The sequence below is a fragment of the Candidatus Mycoplasma mahonii genome (genome assembly GCF_030550815.1).
Classification (GTDB): domain Bacteria; phylum Bacillota_I; class Bacilli_A; order Mycoplasmatales; family Metamycoplasmataceae; genus Mycoplasma_O; species Mycoplasma_O mahonii.
Genome location: NZ_CP114583.1, coordinates 142,506 through 159,638, shown reverse-complemented (window position 1 = coordinate 159,638; position 17,133 = coordinate 142,506). Strand labels below are relative to the sequence as shown.

At 29.4% G+C, this 17,133-nt stretch carries 14 protein-coding genes; 4 read left to right on the top strand and 10 right to left on the bottom strand.

Annotation, left to right across the window (positions count from 1 at the left end; all coding sequences use genetic code 4):
* Positions 1 to 96: 96 nt before the first annotated feature.
* From O3I44_RS00770 to O3I44_RS00755, 4 genes are all read right to left on the bottom strand, one after another.
* Positions 97 to 1,284: an acetate/propionate family kinase gene (locus O3I44_RS00770; protein WP_303717295.1), complete on the bottom strand. Its 1,188-nt coding sequence runs from the start codon at positions 1,282 to 1,284 to the stop codon at positions 97 to 99.
* 29 nt (positions 1,285 to 1,313) lie between these two features.
* Positions 1,314 to 1,910, bottom strand: coding sequence for an MBL fold metallo-hydrolase (locus O3I44_RS00765; RefSeq protein ID WP_303717294.1), 597 nt, complete (start codon positions 1,908 to 1,910; stop codon positions 1,314 to 1,316).
* Between the two features lie 114 nt (positions 1,911 to 2,024).
* Positions 2,025 to 3,386, bottom strand: coding sequence for an FAD-dependent oxidoreductase (locus O3I44_RS00760; protein ID WP_303717293.1), 1,362 nt, complete (start codon positions 3,384 to 3,386; stop codon positions 2,025 to 2,027).
* A gap of 312 nt (positions 3,387 to 3,698) precedes the next feature.
* The gene (locus O3I44_RS00755; RefSeq protein ID WP_303717292.1) at positions 3,699 to 4,349 is read right to left on the bottom strand and encodes a glycosyltransferase family 2 protein; all 651 of its coding nucleotides are present in this window, start codon (positions 4,347 to 4,349) and stop codon (positions 3,699 to 3,701) included.
* Between O3I44_RS00755 and O3I44_RS00750 the strand changes: the two genes are divergently transcribed.
* The 3 genes from O3I44_RS00750 (at position 4,337) to O3I44_RS00740 (ending at position 5,857) form a co-directional block, all read left to right on the top strand.
* Positions 4,337 to 4,558, top strand: a complete 222-nt coding sequence (locus O3I44_RS00750; RefSeq protein ID WP_303717291.1) for a hypothetical protein — start codon at positions 4,337 to 4,339, stop codon at positions 4,556 to 4,558. The two genes, O3I44_RS00755 and O3I44_RS00750, sit on opposite strands and share 13 nt — an antisense overlap.
* A gap of 168 nt (positions 4,559 to 4,726) precedes the next feature.
* Entirely contained in the window at positions 4,727 to 5,098 is a 372-nt protein-coding gene (locus O3I44_RS00745; RefSeq protein WP_303717290.1) for a GNAT family N-acetyltransferase, read from the top strand.
* Between the two features lie 48 nt (positions 5,099 to 5,146).
* Entirely contained in the window at positions 5,147 to 5,857 is a 711-nt protein-coding gene (locus O3I44_RS00740) for a LicD family protein (protein WP_303717289.1), read from the top strand.
* Between the two features lie 38 nt (positions 5,858 to 5,895).
* Here the strand turns inward: O3I44_RS00740 and O3I44_RS00735 are convergent, their stop codons facing one another.
* The 6 genes from O3I44_RS00735 to O3I44_RS00710 form a co-directional block, all read right to left on the bottom strand.
* Complete coding sequence (locus O3I44_RS00735; RefSeq protein WP_303717288.1) at positions 5,896 to 7,563, bottom strand: type 2 periplasmic-binding domain-containing protein; 1,668 nt, start codon at positions 7,561 to 7,563, stop codon at positions 5,896 to 5,898.
* A gap of 85 nt (positions 7,564 to 7,648) precedes the next feature.
* Positions 7,649 to 9,541, bottom strand: coding sequence for an ABC transporter ATP-binding protein (locus tag O3I44_RS00730; RefSeq protein ID WP_303717287.1), 1,893 nt, complete (start codon positions 9,539 to 9,541; stop codon positions 7,649 to 7,651).
* 1 nt (position 9,542) lies between these two features.
* On the bottom strand, positions 9,543 to 10,079 hold the full coding sequence (locus O3I44_RS00725) for an RDD family protein (protein WP_303717286.1): 537 nt from the start codon (positions 10,077 to 10,079) through the stop codon (positions 9,543 to 9,545).
* Positions 10,066 to 10,995: a carbohydrate ABC transporter permease gene (locus O3I44_RS00720; RefSeq protein WP_303717285.1), complete on the bottom strand. Its 930-nt coding sequence runs from the start codon at positions 10,993 to 10,995 to the stop codon at positions 10,066 to 10,068. The genes O3I44_RS00725 and O3I44_RS00720 overlap by 14 nt, the downstream gene beginning before the upstream one ends.
* A gap of 1 nt (position 10,996) precedes the next feature.
* Positions 10,997 to 11,953 carry a carbohydrate ABC transporter permease gene (locus tag O3I44_RS00715; RefSeq protein ID WP_303717284.1) on the bottom strand — a complete coding sequence of 319 codons (957 nt, stop codon included), beginning with the start codon at positions 11,951 to 11,953 and terminating at the stop codon, positions 10,997 to 10,999.
* A gap of 133 nt (positions 11,954 to 12,086) precedes the next feature.
* Complete coding sequence (locus tag O3I44_RS00710; RefSeq protein WP_303717283.1) at positions 12,087 to 15,935, bottom strand: endo-beta-N-acetylglucosaminidase; 3,849 nt, start codon at positions 15,933 to 15,935, stop codon at positions 12,087 to 12,089.
* 407 nt (positions 15,936 to 16,342) lie between these two features.
* On the opposite strand from O3I44_RS00710, the gene O3I44_RS00705 reads away from it, so the two are divergent.
* Positions 16,343 to 17,077, top strand: coding sequence for a hypothetical protein (locus O3I44_RS00705; protein ID WP_303717282.1), 735 nt, complete (start codon positions 16,343 to 16,345; stop codon positions 17,075 to 17,077).
* Positions 17,078 to 17,133 lie beyond the last annotated feature (56 nt).

Sequence of the window (17,133 nt, the reverse complement as noted above, 5' to 3'; positions counted from 1 at the left end):
TTTTATATAAATGGATAAACAATGCTTTACATTAAATTTATAAAATAATAAAATGGAAATTAGATATATGAAATTTGTTACTTTATACAATAGTGACTAGTTATTTGCTATTTCTAAATTATCTCTAGCAATCATTATTTCTTCATCAGTAGCAATAACATAAACAGGAACCTTAGAAGAGTTGCTAGAAATCAAGATAACGTCTTCATTTCTTTTCTTGTTTCTTTCATCATCTATTTCAATTCCTAAAATGTTCAAGCCATCGATTACTTTTTTTCTCATTAAAGAACCATTTTCTCCAACACCTGCAGTAAATACTATAGCATCAGATTTACCACCAATTTTATTTAAGTATATTGATGTGTAGTCAATAATTTTTTGACAATATAGATCTAAAGTAAAGATCGCTTGTTTATTGCCTTTTTCAATTTCCTCCAAGATATCTCTCATGTCTTGTGAAATACTTGATACACCCTTAAGTCCTGAATCCTTATTGAGAATTCTTTCAAATTCTTCAGGTTTAATTCCTTTTTGTTTATAAACATAAGCATGAATCGATGGGTCAATATCTCCGGATCTTGTCCCCATCATTATTCCGGCTAAAGGGGACATTCCCATTGATGTGTCAATTGATCTAGAATCTTTTATTGCGCAAATAGAAGCCCCGTTACCGATGTGCAAGTTAACAAATGTGACTTTATCCTTCCCAAGTATTTTCTCAAGCTTTTGTGTAATAAATTTATGTGATGTTCCATGCATTCCATATTTTTTAATTTTTAATTCTTTAGCTAGTTTTTGTTCTATTGGATATGTGGAATTTACTTCGGAAATTGTAGTATGAAAAGCAGTGTCAAAAGTAGCAGTACCAATAGCATCTTTAAATATACTAGAAAATGCTTTGATTGCTTGTACAGCACCAGGATTATGCAATGGTGCTAAGGGCGAAAAGTCTTCTATTATATTAATAGCTTTTTCATCTAATACAATTGATTGATAAAAGACTGTACCGCCTTGAACAACTCTATAACCAATATTTTGAACATCAGATATATTATCAATAATCTTGAGCGTTTCTAGATCTTTAACAATTTCCTTTGATGCTTCAATATGAGAATTTAAAGAAACATCTCTTTTGTGTTTTTTTCCATTAAACTTTGTCTCGATTAAGCCATCAACAAAGATTCTGTCTGCAACTCCCTCTGCTAAAACATCCAAATTATCTTTAGTGAATAATTTTCATTTTATCGTTGAAGAACCAGCATTTACAACTAATACTTTTTTCATATAGTCTCCTTTATTTTAAAATGTTCTAACTACATTTCTTTAAAAAAATCATTATTTTTAATAATGTTTGCAAGTTTATCATTGTTGCCATGTCCTGGATATACATGTAAATTAGAATCATAATTTTTAAAAGCAGCAATAGATTCTAATTGTTTTTTAGGATCCGATCCAATGAGATCAGTTCTACCATAGGAATTGGTAAATAATACGTCACCAGTAAAAATCATATTTTCATATTTAAAAAGAACCGAACCATCACTATGACCTGGTGCATTGATTATTTCCAAATTTGGAAGTGCATCAATTTTATTATCAAAAAGTTTTATATATTTCTTTTTGATAGTTACATCTGTATATCCCATTCTGGAAGCCAAATGATTGTTTAGCAATAAGTCATAATCTCTTCTGCTTATATATGATTTAATATCATACTTTTCGCACAATATGTCAGCACAGGCCATATGATCAAAATGGAAATGTGTTAATAAAAGTAAATCCGGCTTTTGTTCTCCTAAATATTTGATAATTTCCTTGTCGTTATAACCAGGATCGATGATTACTAACTTGCCATCAATTTCTAATATATAAGTTCTTTGATCATATATCAACGACTTAATTATCTTCATAAATCTCCCTTATTAACTATTAAATTTTACCCTAATTACTTTATACATAGAATAAATTTATAAAAAATAGTTTTAAGCATTAATGAAATTAATCCTCAAACTATTATGTTTTATCTACTGCAAATATTTCATTCCCAAAGCATTTAAAATTGTTTGCAAGACAAAGTTAAATGGTTTGTTGTAGTGCGGTAAGAAATAAACATCCATTAAAGCAATTTCCGTTAATGTCATTTGTTTTTGGATGGCTAAAGACATTGCATGCATGATTTCAGTATGAGGATGTTTACCTCATGAGCCAATTTGAGCTCCTAAAAGTCTTAGTGTTTTTGGATCATAAACAATTTTAAATCCAACTTTTTCAGAATTATGCATAAATCTTGGTCTATCATCATCTAATAGAAATTGGCTTTTAACTTCAATTCCTAATTTTTCAGCCGTTACACATGAAACGCCTGTTGATGAATAATGCACACCAAAAACATTAATTGCATTGGTGCCTGTAACACCTGGCATGGGAACATTTGTGCCCATAATATTGAATGCAGCTACAACTCCAGTTTTAACTGCATTTGTTGCTAAAGCCACATGCATATGTTTATTAACTGAGTTATGCATCATTGAGGCAGCATCTCCAAGAACATAAATATCTTTATCAGTATGAGACTGTTGAAACTCATTAACCTTAATTGCTCCATTTGGAAGTTTATCTCCATCAATTAAATCTGTTAGTGGTTTAAACCCAATTGACATAAGAACCATATCAGCTTTGTGTATTCCTTTATCAGTTACAACTTCTGTGACTTTACCATCCTTGCCAAGGAATTTTTGAACTTTTGCTTCCATAGCTAATTTTACACCAACTTTTTTTATATTATCTTCTAATGGTTTTGTAAATTCTTCATCAAAATAATTGGGTATAACCCTTGATTCCATATCAATTAAAGTTACATTCTTACCATGTTTTTGGAATGCTTCAACTAATTCTATCCCAATATAACCAGCTCCAATTACAACAACGTCTTTGATGTGTGGTTGCTCCAAACACTTGATAATTAATTGTGCATGCTGAAATATTTTAGACATAAAAATGTTTTTCAGTTCAATCCCTTTAAAGGGAGGAACAATTGGCCATGTTCCTGCTGAATAAACTAATTTATCATAGTTATCCTTAAATTCCTCACCAGTTTTAAGATTTTTTACAACAACATATTTATCTTTTTGGTTTACTTCTATAACCTTGTGTTGCATTTTTACTTTAATTCCCATCTTCATTAGTTCTTTTGGATTTGAGTAAAATAAACCTTCGGGTGATGTAAATTCTCCTCCGACTCATAATGCAATTCCACAACCTAAAAATGATATATTATCATTCATGTCGTATGTTACAATCTCATGTTCCTTCTTTATATCTAATTTAGCTAATGTCCGCAAAAATGATGTTCCAGCATGATTAGTTCCTATCGATACTACTTTCATATTTCTCCTTTATTTTCGCTTAAATTATATACTTGTTTTCAATATATCCAAAAATTAAGTGATTTATTTTAATTATATCATAGCATCTCATGTTTTAAACATCGCATGGGTTGCCTGTTTTTTTAATGATTCAATTAAAAACACCTATTTTCACAATTTAATATTGTAGTTTTATATGAAATCTAACTTTGGTTTTATAGCAACAAGCCATGACTCTTGGCATTAAATTTGTATGTCATAATCTTGCAACCATATAATAAGTGCTCCCAATAGTGGCCAATAATATTTTGATCTAGATTTAGTTTTCTCAGTTTATCATCTTCAAATAATAGATAAAGCATGATCAAACATTGACCTATAAATTTTATTTGTTTTCGAAAGTGATCCAAAGGTATAATTATAAAAATAATATAAATTATCATGATCAGAAATATCTTTGGTAACTAGCTTGTGAAGATTATGAACATAAAAATCTCAATCTTCAACAGCAAATCTATATTCATTTGGAAATTTATAATCTTTAAAGACCACTCTATTTATTGCCCTTGAAACAACTGAGTCGTCCATTTTATTTGATTGAATTTTCTTGTCATTTTTATCAGCTTTGCTATCTTTTTTTTCTTTTATTTTAATAAAATTAAGCGATCCATCCGATAAAATTGCATTATCAATTTCTTTAAGATAATTTGAACTAACATAATCATCAGTATCAACAAATAATATTCAATTGCCAACAGAATTCTTCAATGCCGAGTTTCGTGCCCCGGGTAAGCCACCATTTAATTGGCTAATAATCTTTACGCCTTTAAATGATCTTGCTATTTTTTCAGTATTATCAGCTGAACCATCATTAATAATAACGACTTTGTAAACTTTTTCAAATTCTTGATTCATAATTGATTCAAGACATTTTTCCAAATATTTCTCTGCATTATATGCACAAATTAAAAATGAATATTTCATGTATAGATTATAATTCATATATATATATTTCAAACAATGGAAAATTCAAAGAGGGAATTATTTGATGAGACTCTGAAATAGATCTAAATGCTGATGTTGACATATATTTTTATATTCATGATTATCAAAAATGTGCAGAACAACGATATGGTTTTAAAACATTAGAAATCGACATAAAAAATAAAAGCACTGAAGAAATATTTTCTTAATATAGTTCATCAACAAGAAATCAACTAAGTAAAGTAGACTCTTATGAATTTAATATTATTTTTAAAGATGTATTAAGTAATGATGAAATTAAAGAATATGTAAAACGATGTAATGAGTTTGCTGATTTTAAGAAATTACAAAAAGCTTCATATGATTTAATCAAGCAAATGGTCAATGATAAGAAAATAGTTATTTCGGAATTAACAAAAAATAGACAATTAATTATTTGTCATTCCCATTACACCGCAACTGGTAGAACACGTTTATATCATTCTTTTTCCACCAATAATGAATTTGATAATAAAACAAATGCAATTGCTAACAGAGCTCTTACACATCATGATATTCTTCACTTTAAAGAAGTAAAATATGATGTTTATGATTTTGGCGGAATTGGAAATGTAAATGGTGATAACACTAAATATGAAGGAATCATTTGATTTAAAAAGCAATTTGGGGGCTCAGAAAAGATACTTTGAAAAGGCACAACCTTAAATGGAGATCGCGGTAAAGCTGTATATGATAAATATTGAAAATAATGTTAATTCTTAATATAAATATGTATTCGAAAAATATATAATATACTCATGTGAAATGACAGACAAAAAGTCTTAAAATTAGCAAAGGAATTTGTTAATATATGTGAGAAAAATAATATATGATATATAGCTGATAATGGCACTTTGCTTGGCGCAATTAGAAACAACAAAATTATCCCTTGGGATGATGATTTTGATGTTTCAATGACAATTCATTCATTTAAAAAATTAAAAAAACTTTTTCCGGAGAGGATAATAGATACCAATGAAAAGGGGCATCCTCTTTTGATTCCAAAATTCTTGGTATCAAGAATGCTATATTTATCATCAGTTGTTTTTGTTGATATTTTTTTAATAGTCCCATCAAATGATAAAAATATTAAAAAATTCACATCATTTAGAAATAAAACTCGATTTGCAATGCAATGTGTTCATTCAAAATGAAATAATTTTAACATCGGGACAAAAATATTATGATTAATAACATTATGGGTTAAATGCATATCAAAGAAAATGTCCTATGAAGAGGCGATTTCAATCTTGGAAGTTCCCAAAAAGCAAGCTATGTATTTTTATACAATAGATAATTCTATTGATCCAATCAAGATGAATAAACAAAAAATTTTATCACTTAAAAGAGATAAAATTAAGTTCGAAGACTTTGAAATTTATATTCCAATTGAATATAAAAATATTCTTATCAATAAATATGGAAAAAATTACATGATCCCTAAAAAATATGAAATTTTTAAAAAATAGATTAATATAATTTGATTAAAATCATTAATAGTGTATTACTATATTCCAACATTTTTAATTGCTATTTCATTTCGGACATTGCTTAAAATTGAATCAAATTTAGCTTTTCATGTTGTGTAATCATTTGGTCTTGAATCACCTAACAATACACCTTTCAGGCCATCATCACCACCATACTGTCCATTATATATATCATATATTCCATCGGTTGATGACGCCATTATTCCACCACTAACGTTATTATAACTTTCACCTTTTGAAGAATCAAAAAATGCTTTTTGCCTTAATCTCTCATTAATAGTAAGTGCATTGTTTGAATCTATAGCATTTTTTTGTTTACTTTCTGCTGCAATAATTGGTGAAATAGTTTTTTGTAAAGTGATTTTATAAGCATTATCTGTTTCATCTTGTTCAAAAACAAATCTCAAGAATTTTTTAGCATTTTCCAATTTTTGCCCTAACAAATTCTTGAATAGAGCCAGTGCATCGACACCAATTGATCCATATGGTGATGGAAGAACCTCTATTGCATTATCATATAATTCATTATTATCATTAGGAGAAGTTCTTCTATATCAATTATCTTTGATCATTTTTGATTGTCATTTATAACCAAGCATAATATTGCCTTGTCCTTCCCAAAGAGCATCCGCTTCACCTGGAGTACCAACTGATTTAGGATTTGCTGCATATGAACCACTTCCATTTCTGTTAAAGTAACCAAAATATGATTGATATAACTTTAAAAATTCAGCTTCACTTGATTTTTCACCACTTTCTACAGGAAATAGTGTTTGTAATTTAGCATCATCTAGTACTGTTCCGTTAAATATTCCATCACCTGATGAAGCAATTAATTCGAATGGGAATCCAATATCCTTAATTCAACCTGGACTATTATTTGCACCCAAAGATTTTCCGATTGAACCCAGTCTTTGGTACATAGCATATGGACCTTTATTGTATCACTCAAGATTTGGATTAACTAATTTAATAGCAGTGTCTATCTCTTGATCAGATTTGGATACATTGTTTGTTTTTAAATCTGTTACAGTACCAGAATTAGCCAAAAATGTTTTAATTGTATCCATTGTGGGATTTTGTGCTATTTCAATTTCTGCGAATGTCCCATCCTTTTTTGGAACATATGCATTAAGAGGCTTGGTTAAGTCCAAATTTAACTTATTAAAGAAAATCCCTTGTGACCCATATCCGTAAGGAATTCCGATTACATTATGATCACCGCCTCCATTTGCTACATTATTTGAATAGAATGATGCAAAAACCTTGGATGCAGCATATTTGTCTTCGTTCTCAAAGTCAAATTCCTGTGGTGTAGCATTAACTACATCGTATTTGGCATCTTTTATTTCTGTTAAATCTATAGGTTGAAATCATTTATTCTCTTTTATTGCATCTTTAGCTGTATTTTGATCTATTAATGCAATATCTGGCATTGAGTCAGTTCCAGATCAAGTTGCATAATTGGCTTTTTGATCACCCACTAATACTGTTTTAACTTTTATTCCTGTTTTTTCAGTAAATTTATCCATAGCATTTCTTCATGGGTTTATATCTTCTGATCTCATAGAAAGTGTAAGTGTCATTGGGGTATCAGTACTATTTCCACAAGCAACAACTCCAACAATGGGTGCTGCTAACATCAAAGTTGACCCAGCTATTAAATAAAATTTTCTTTTATTCATATTATTCTCCTTTTCATTTCATTTCATTTCTTTTATAATTATTTTTCGTCTTAATTTTCTATTTAAATTTATTTTGAAATCGACTTTAATTGCCTCCTTTTCCGGCAACTTGATCCATAAGATTATCATCTTTAACATTTTCATTATCATATTTAAATTGAATTTTTTCTGCTTTTCTTTTTTTGCCATATTTCTTATTAATGAATCCGTATAAGTCCTTAACAATTTTATGAGATAGTTTTTCTTTTGATTTTTCCTTTGTTGATAAAATTGTGTTCTTTGCTCTTTCATCATTGGAATTAATCCAAATGTCTCTTGCGATCATTGTTTCTTTATTTGGTATTGTTGAAATAGAAAATCCATTTTCACCATCAAAAATTTGAACAGTATTTGAATCAATAAGTATCTTTATTTTTTCTCCTACTTTTGGATTAAAATATCTTCCTCCAATAATCTTAAACAAACTCCCCAACTCCTTAGACTTAACATTAACTATATTTTCATGTCCAATGGATTCGACGGAGATTGTCTCCACATCAAAAATATTTTCTTTTCAGTGTGATATTATGTTTAGATTAGAAATAACATTTTGTGGCCTTATACCCACAATAATATGCTTACCAATATATCCCTTCATTTGTTCCACTATTTCGGGACTCCTTTTACTTAACTTTATTATTTTTTTGCCAATTTTTATTTTATCTATTGATTCTAATTTTCCCTCAATAAAATTTATTCCTGGTGTCCCAATAAAATCAGCAACAAAAACGTTAGTCGGGAGATTAAACAATTCACTAGGTGTACCTATTTGTTGTATGTACCCTTTATTCATCAAAACAATTCTGTCAGACATTGTCATGGCTTCAATCTGATCATGCGTAACAAATATTGAAGAAGAATTTAATAGATCATGGAGTCTTCTAATTTCAGTTCTCATTGATGATCTTAATTTTGCATCTAAATTAGATAGTGGTTCATCAAATAAAAATAAACTAGCATCTTTTGATATTGCTCTAACTAATGCAACCCTTTGTCTTTGTCCGCCCGATAAAGCATTGGGTTTTCTTCTTAAATAATCTTGAATCCCAACCATTTCTGAGAAATATTGAATTCTGGCAGGGATAGTTTTTTTTCAAATTATTAGAGATGTAGTGTATCTTTTTAATGCTTTTTTGTACTCTTCTATGTTTTTGTTCACTATTTTTTTCTTTTTTAAATGTCTTATTTCATCTTTGAACTTAGTAATTTCTTCTAGCCCAATGGTACATCTGTGGGATTTTTCTTCAGCTACTAATAATTTTCTTCTTTCTAATAATGATTTTAAAAGGTCGTGATCGCTACCAACTTTTCTCTCTTTTTTTATTTTCAACTTTAGTTCATCTAATAACACTTTATTTTTGTATTTTGAATTATAAATTTCTGCCTTTAAATATTTGATTTTAGAATAATTCGGATTCAAAATATCTAATGCCTCAAAAAGCAGAGAACTTGATATACCATTACTAAATGTCCTTATCTTTAAACCAAAGGCGATATTATCGTATACAGTCATGTATGGGTATAAAGCATAATTTTGAAAAACCATTGCTAAGCCCCTTTCTTTTGGAAGAGATGAATTCATAACAACATTTCCGATTTTTAATTGGCCTTCGGAGATTAGCTCTAACCCTGCTATCATTCTTAAAATAGTTGTCTTACCACAACCAGAAGGGCCCAAAAGAGAAATAAATTCATGCTCATTTATTTTAAGGTCAAAATTATGAACAGCCTTGAAACCATTTTCATAGACTTTTCCAATTTTTTCTAATTGAATTCCACCTTGATTATGAGATTCCCCGAATATCTTACGATACAACTTAAATAAATCACCTGTTGAATTTTCCAAACCTTCATCCTTAAGAATATTTAGGAATGTCTTTTGTCCATTTAAAATTATTTCAAATTTTGCATGTGCTCTTATAATAAATTCTCTTAACATATTACAACTCCTCTCTTTCTATGTACTTTAATGTTTCATACTGATGATTTGATATAACTATTGTTTGACTGATTAGGTCAAATATAGTTAATCCTCTTAATAAGAATAATGACATAAAATTTAAAAACATAAATCCTCATCCAATATATGGCAATGCATAAACAGACATAATTATTGATCTTAGGTAAATGTTTGCCATTGATGTCAAGAATCCCGTTTTATGAATCACATGTTGTCTGCATATGACCATACCAATTGTTCTATTTTTAAGTATCATCATAGTTGTGAAATAATAAAAGTTGTAATACATAATAGTTGCTAATCCTGATAAAATTATCCCCTTCTTGAATATGGACCAAATCAAAAACTGTATTACTCCTGGTATCAAAAAATCAATCGCAAATCCAATAACTCTTAAAAAAATAAACTTATAATATTTTTTATTATATTTTGGAAATTCAACAAGGATACCTTTTTTTGAATAAAATGGCATTTCAATAATATTATCAATTTCAACATTTATTTTATTTTTCGCCATCTATATTTACCCTTTTTTGGAATCTTAGTGAAACCATATACACAAATAATACAGGCAAGACAGATAGATTGGTGGCTGCAAGTGCCCTGCCTTGTCCAGCATTTCCGTGTTTAGTTTCAGATAAACTCACTAGTGCCGGCATAAACGTCATACGCTCAGGTATACCAGAAGCCCATAATGTGAACATTATAAAATTGTTTCATGAACCTATAAATACCATTGCTCACTGAGTTGCTAATAAGGGAAGCATACTCTTAATCGATATTTTATAAAAGACTTTCCAATAACTTAAACCATCTATTAATCCCGCTTCTTCAATAGATGCAGAGTTATTAAGATAGAACTGTCTAATCATGAAGATTAACACCCCAGAGGTCATTCCGGTTGTTATAATACCGATAAACCAAAGAAAGTTAGGAGTTCTAGCACTAATAAGACCTAATTTCATAAGAATTAATAATTGTGGGATCTGTGTTGCCTGAACAGGTATCATCATTCCAGCAATAATATATCAAATAACAACTTTCTTAGCTTTAAAAGCAATTCTGGCTAAAGCATACCCAGCTAAGAAATTAAAGAAACAATTAATCGTTGCATTCAAAGTACTATATACAACTGAATTAATTATTCATGTTTGTGCATAGTCTTTTGTCAATGAGGAATTAAAAAATGCTGAGTAATTATCTGTAGTTCAACCTGCATCCTTAATAAATGGGTTTAAACCTATAGAATTTATTTTATTAGGATTTTCAAATGACACTACAAGGGCCCATATAAAAGGTCACATTGAGATTAATATATATAATGACAAAAATGTGTATAAAATGATTTTTAAAACTTTTTTATTTATTCAATTTCTCTTTATTGACTTCTCTCTTCTGTGAGAATCAATAATGGAGCGCTCTAGTTTAGTCATTTTATTTCCTCTCCAGTGGCCGTATGATATTTGCAATTCTTGTTAACACAAATATTGTAATACCCAATAAGACAAGCGTTGCAACACCCAATCCTACATTGGGTGCAAATCCTGAACCACTATTTGGCAGCCCTATAATCCTTGCAAATCCTAGGAGTGTCCAAGTCATAACTGATGATGAATCTCCACCAGCGACACTCATGACATAGGCTTGATCAAACACACCCATACCACCAATAATGGATGTGACAACTGTATAAGCAAGTATTGGACCTAGTGACGGCACTGTTATTCGCAAGAATTTTTTAAATGTGCCTGCTCCATCCAAAGAAGCAGATTCATATTGTGTAGAATCAATACCAGAAAATGCTGTATTAAATGTTACAAGCCCACCAGAAATTCCTGTTCACACAGATGATATAATCATAATTCAAATGGCATCACTAGGATTTTTTATAATGTTGAATCCAAAAAATGAATTAGTCCCCGTCAATTTAATGAATATAATGGCTACAGCAATTCCAGAAGTCACTTGTGGCAGAAAATAAAATGTCATAAAAATATTCTTCTTCTTCACTGTTTTGGAATTTAATATTGATGAAATTATTAGTGCACCAATAATATTAAATCCAGTTGTAATAGAGGCATATATAAATGTGTTTTTTATGGCTATAAGAAATATACTCTTTTGTTGGTTAAACAACAAGCCTCAATTGGCTCATCCAACATATCTTATTTTGGATAATGAAGGATCTAGTCTTCCTGCATAAAAACTTAATCATATTGCTATTCCAAATGCAGCAAAAACATATATAAATAATATTAAGATTGGGGTAAAAACAAAAATAGAACCAGTCACATTGTTTCTTCTTCTTATTTTTTTTATTTGTCTATTAGATTTACCACTTGCAACATAATAGCGTTCCTTAAGTAATTTACGTATTTCAACTTTTGTCATTTATGTTCTCCAATCCTTGATTATGAATATATATAATTATAAAGATATAAAATGCATATTCCATATATGGAAATTTTTCCTAAATATGATTATTAAAATAGTCGAACATAATTCAACTATTTAGCACAAAACACTATTCTCTTAATTCTTTGGGAATTGCATGACCATCATCAAATAATCTTGATTCTCTAAGAACTATTTCAGAATCATAGGAGTATACTTTGATACCATATGCAATTTGTTCAAAGTTAGAATCCAATAATGCCACTTTACCAAAAGAACCTCCAACAACATAAACTTCATTAATTGAATCCATAAATCTTATTGAATCAACTTGTTTAGTATCTTCGTTGCTTAGGGCTACACTCATCACTTTATTTATCATTTTAGGGTTGGAACCATCTAATAAAGTAGAAATATTAGTTGTAACTATCTCACATTGGAACTCTCAGACACCTGATCAATTACTTCTAAAACTAACAACCTGTGATGATATGTACAATTTATTAGCATCATCAAACAGGATAGAACCTAAGATAGACATCGGTAAACCACTTCTTCCGTTAAATTGCTCATTTCATATATTGTATAATGTTGATAATTTATTATCTAGTGGCGTCGAATCAAAGAATGAACTATATTTACTATGTAATGGATCATTCTCGTTAAATCAATATGAAATCTCATAATTATTAAAGAAATCAGCTAAAGTTCCTCAAGTACTTGAGTCAACAATGGAAGTAATATTTTCTATATTTCCATCTAAACCAATGGTAAATGCTAATCCTCAAGAATTTAATGCCATAATTTTCCCATTGACTTCTCTTAGATCAACAATATCTCCCTTAGTCAAGAAATCAACTTTATCAGCATTAACTCTTCCTCCCGATTGAATTTGATTCTTAAATTCAACAGAATTTACAAACTCCTCTAATTTTGTAGATATATTTGATGTATTAGTTAACGTTGCTAAGTTAAGTGTATCTTGTTTAACGATATTAATTCTTTGTTCTCCATTAACTTCTACTTTATAAGCCACTATGTAACTACCGGATGGTGTTATTGATATTTTATCGATTGTTACATTATCGGCAATGGTTTCTTCACTAACTGCATAATCACTTTGATTAATATTCAACAATAAAGGTAAAGTAGATTCAGTACCATTTGTTCTGTTTTTTGTGTTAACACTTAATACTAATTCTGTATTTCCATTTTTAGAATTTGCAAAATAAACATTTTTTATTTCTCAACTTATATTTTCATCTTCTCTATATAGGTTTTCTATATTAAATGTTAAATTGTTTTTAGTTGTCAAGAATTTATTAATTACATTAATATTAACATCATTAGTAGCTTCACCGGTTTCTTTATTCAAGATATGCAAAGTACCTTTTTGGGTTACTACTGCGATGTGTGTAGCATCTCAATTAAATATTTTTCTAATATGTGTGTCTATAGAATAAATAGGTCCCAAGAGTTTTTTGCCTCATTCATATGATCCATTTGACATAAATTGTCCATCATTAGATAATTTATGAACTCTTGTATAATCGTCTCCAAAGTATATTTCACCGTTAGTATCTTTAAATTTTGCATTATATCCATCACTTGCTTGTTGATCACCTGCTTGTCCATAACCTGTTTGGGTTATAAATTTTGCAGAATCATCAGTACTTGTTCTTTCTCATGTTGCGGTTCATTTAGAAAGATCATTCATTTGAGAAAGATCATCCATATTTATGAAGTTTGTCAGAACTATTGAATTAGTTGCGGAAATAACTTCATTTTTTTCATTGATAGCTTCAATAATTATTTTAACTTCAGACCCAGTTGAAGATGGAATGTCTTGTAAAAATGCTGCTGGTAATGCGGATATGGTCAATAAAGAATCTTTTGTAAAATCACCTTTCGTTGAATATATTCTATAGTGATCAACTTTAGATGAATCTGTCATATCTCAATTTATTCTTATGTTTTTTTCTCCTGAAAATATGAAATCCCCATCATGTCTTAGATTTGTAACAATATTTGGTGTAGATTGCTCTGCCAATTGTTCCTCTGGAGTGAAAGTAATTTTTGAAATTAAGTAATTAGCATCTGCTATTTGCTCATTATCATTTATAAATTTAAGACCAAATTTTTTCATTGTCTGAGTTGCGAGATTTGCTGGTATTGTGTAAGTTAAACTGAAAAAATCATTTTCAAGATTCGTTGTTTCTGCAATGTCAACAATATATTGATCAAATGTTAAATCATCTTGATCAGAATCTTCTGTTCATATAACTATTTTGGGTCTTGTTTGACTTCCTTTTACAATAATTGAAAAATTATCATTTTCTTTTAATACTATATTGGAACCATATAGAGTACTAATCATTGAATGATTTGCTTCGAGTTTACCTGTGTACTTGAGCGATGAAGATCCATAATATGTTGGATCATTATTAACAATTTTTGAAACTCAATCATCGCTATCAATATTAATCTTATCTCCGGGTATGGAAATCCTTACTCCTTCGGCATTATAATAGTCATTTATTCAATTATATGTTGGAAATACATCTTGTAATCCTGCATTTCTATAACCATTATTAGTTAGTTGCTTCCCAAGTTTTTGTTCTACGCCTTTTACATAAAATTTATCGCCAAATCCCTGTTCGAATGAACTAGTAAATGTTTTTCTGCCGTTTATTACTGTTTTATCTTGGAAATATTTAGACATTTCAGTCCAAGCATCTGTTCCTCTTGATCTTGGATCTCTTGAACCTTCTGAATCAGAGAAAAATTTAAGATCTTTTTCATCACCATTTAGAACTGGATCATTCCTTTTAAAATAAGTATATATCCAAAGATTATTTCCATCATACTCATATCTACCACCTTGATCGGTACTTGTTAGTACCCCACGGTCATAGTCATATCCGTATGATCTTTTTTCTGGTGGAAGATCATATGTCCTATCTCTAAATTGGAAGTCAATAGCTGCTAAATCAAAATTTCCTGCACCAAAATATTTTTGTCCTTCTCCATAATCATATAAAATCATAAACTGTTGTTTTTCTCTCATTTTTCCATATAAGTACTCAATAAAGTCACCAATTTTTCTGGTTAATTCACCTGAAACTCCTGTAGTTTCTAGATTTAGGAATCATCCATCAAATCCATAATACTCAGCCATTTTCACCATTGAATCTGCAACTGGAAACTTATCGCCATCCTTAACAACCATATCCTCATATTGAGAAGTTGATCCACCAAAGGAGTTTGGAGCCATAAAGACTGTTCCTATGACTGGTACACCATTTCTGTGAGCTGTATTTATATCATCACCTTTAGGGATTACTCAGTTCCCTTCAGAAGTGGAACCTCCTCAACCAATCATTTTTGAAATATGTTGTCACATTGAGAAAATTCTGGTTTTTTCATAATTTTTTGGTACAGTCCCAATTTTATTACGAGATGTTGAAGCATTTAGGGATGCTAAAATATCTAAATCCTTGGGGTTTTGGCTTGAAATATATTTTGCAGCAAGTCTTCTATCTCTTAGTGGAACTGTTGCCCTATTATAATATCTATCAATATCGTTATTTGCATCTCATTGTTGAAGATCTCTTGCATGATAATGTAACCCAAATGGTTGTCCTGATAAAAATCTTTCCTGCAATTCACCTCTGTTGTTACCATCAACTAATGTGCTTGTTGGATTGGAGAAATTTCTGGTCATATCATCTTTTGTAAGTATTCTTGGAGATGAAGATATTCTAACATCATCTTGAACGGAAGAGTCATCATCTTGAACGGAATAGTCATTATCTTGAACAGAAGGATCATCAACTTGAACGGAAGGGTCATCATCTTGAATGTGAGAGTCATTTTCTATGTTGACATTATCTGAACAACTTAAGCCAAAAAACAATGCAGTAGATACCGGAATAACTATTGCACCAAGTCCTCTTAATTTATAATATATTTTTTTCATTTTAATCTCCATCTTTTATGTAACACTTTATTGACAAATAATTAAGTTGCATATTTAATTTTTATATACATATTATTATATTTATATGCAACATAATTTCAAAAAGGAAAAATTTCCAAAAAGAAAAATGCAATTTATTTAATTGCACTATTTTTAATGTCCTCTTTATAAGTGTTTTGTTTCATCGGCAGCCGTGGAGAATCTGATGACCCATCAAAAAATAACTAAGCATTTCTTGGGAGTGTCTCCAGTAGATGATTTTACCTTTATTTGTGTGCATTTTCTCTTGGTCTGCTTTGCATACATAATCCCATTCTATATGAAATATCATATTTATCCCCATAATCATATATCTGGTGCGCAGAAAATAATTATAGGAAATTTTCCCATTGATATATAATAATTTTATGACAAACAATGTGAGAAAAAGATTAATAGAAAGAATAATTACAGGAACAAAACAGCAAATAACCATTTGTACAAAACTCCTTAATGATAATAATATAAAAATAAAAAATTTAGAACACCTCTCTAGTATATTGAAGTGTTCAAATTCCTCTGTTACTCGCATGGTGAAATCATTAGGGTTCCCTTCTTTTAAACACTTTTTCTATGAATTTACTAGCAATGAAGAAGAGGAACTCAAACATGAAAATAATGATTTAATATGATATGAAAACCCTGCCAAAGAGGTGTCTCTGCTATTAACTGGAAAGATATTTATATTCAATTCAATAAGAGCTAAATCAATTGGAAAATTTCTTAACGAAAGACTCAATAGCGCAAATATATCAAATGAATATTTTCATGAATCATGAGAAAGAAATATCACTAATGTCGTGAATAGAATATCATTAAATGACACAGCAATTATAATTACTATGAATGGAGCTTCAAATCTTGCAAATAAAATCTTGGATGAATTAACTAATAGCAAAAAAGTTAATAGAGTGGTTGTTCTTACAGCTAATGAAAAAATAAAATATCATCATAAGATAAAACATTTTTCCATCTCTAAAATTGATAGAACGAATTACCAAGTAGAGACATTTGATGGATACAACTTTGCATGTTTAAGAATGATAGCCTTTTTATGCCCTTTACTTAAAGAGCTATATAAAATAAAAACTAAAAATAATTAAAAATATTTGAAGTATTTATCTATTATTATATGCATGCTGTTTTAATAACATTATTT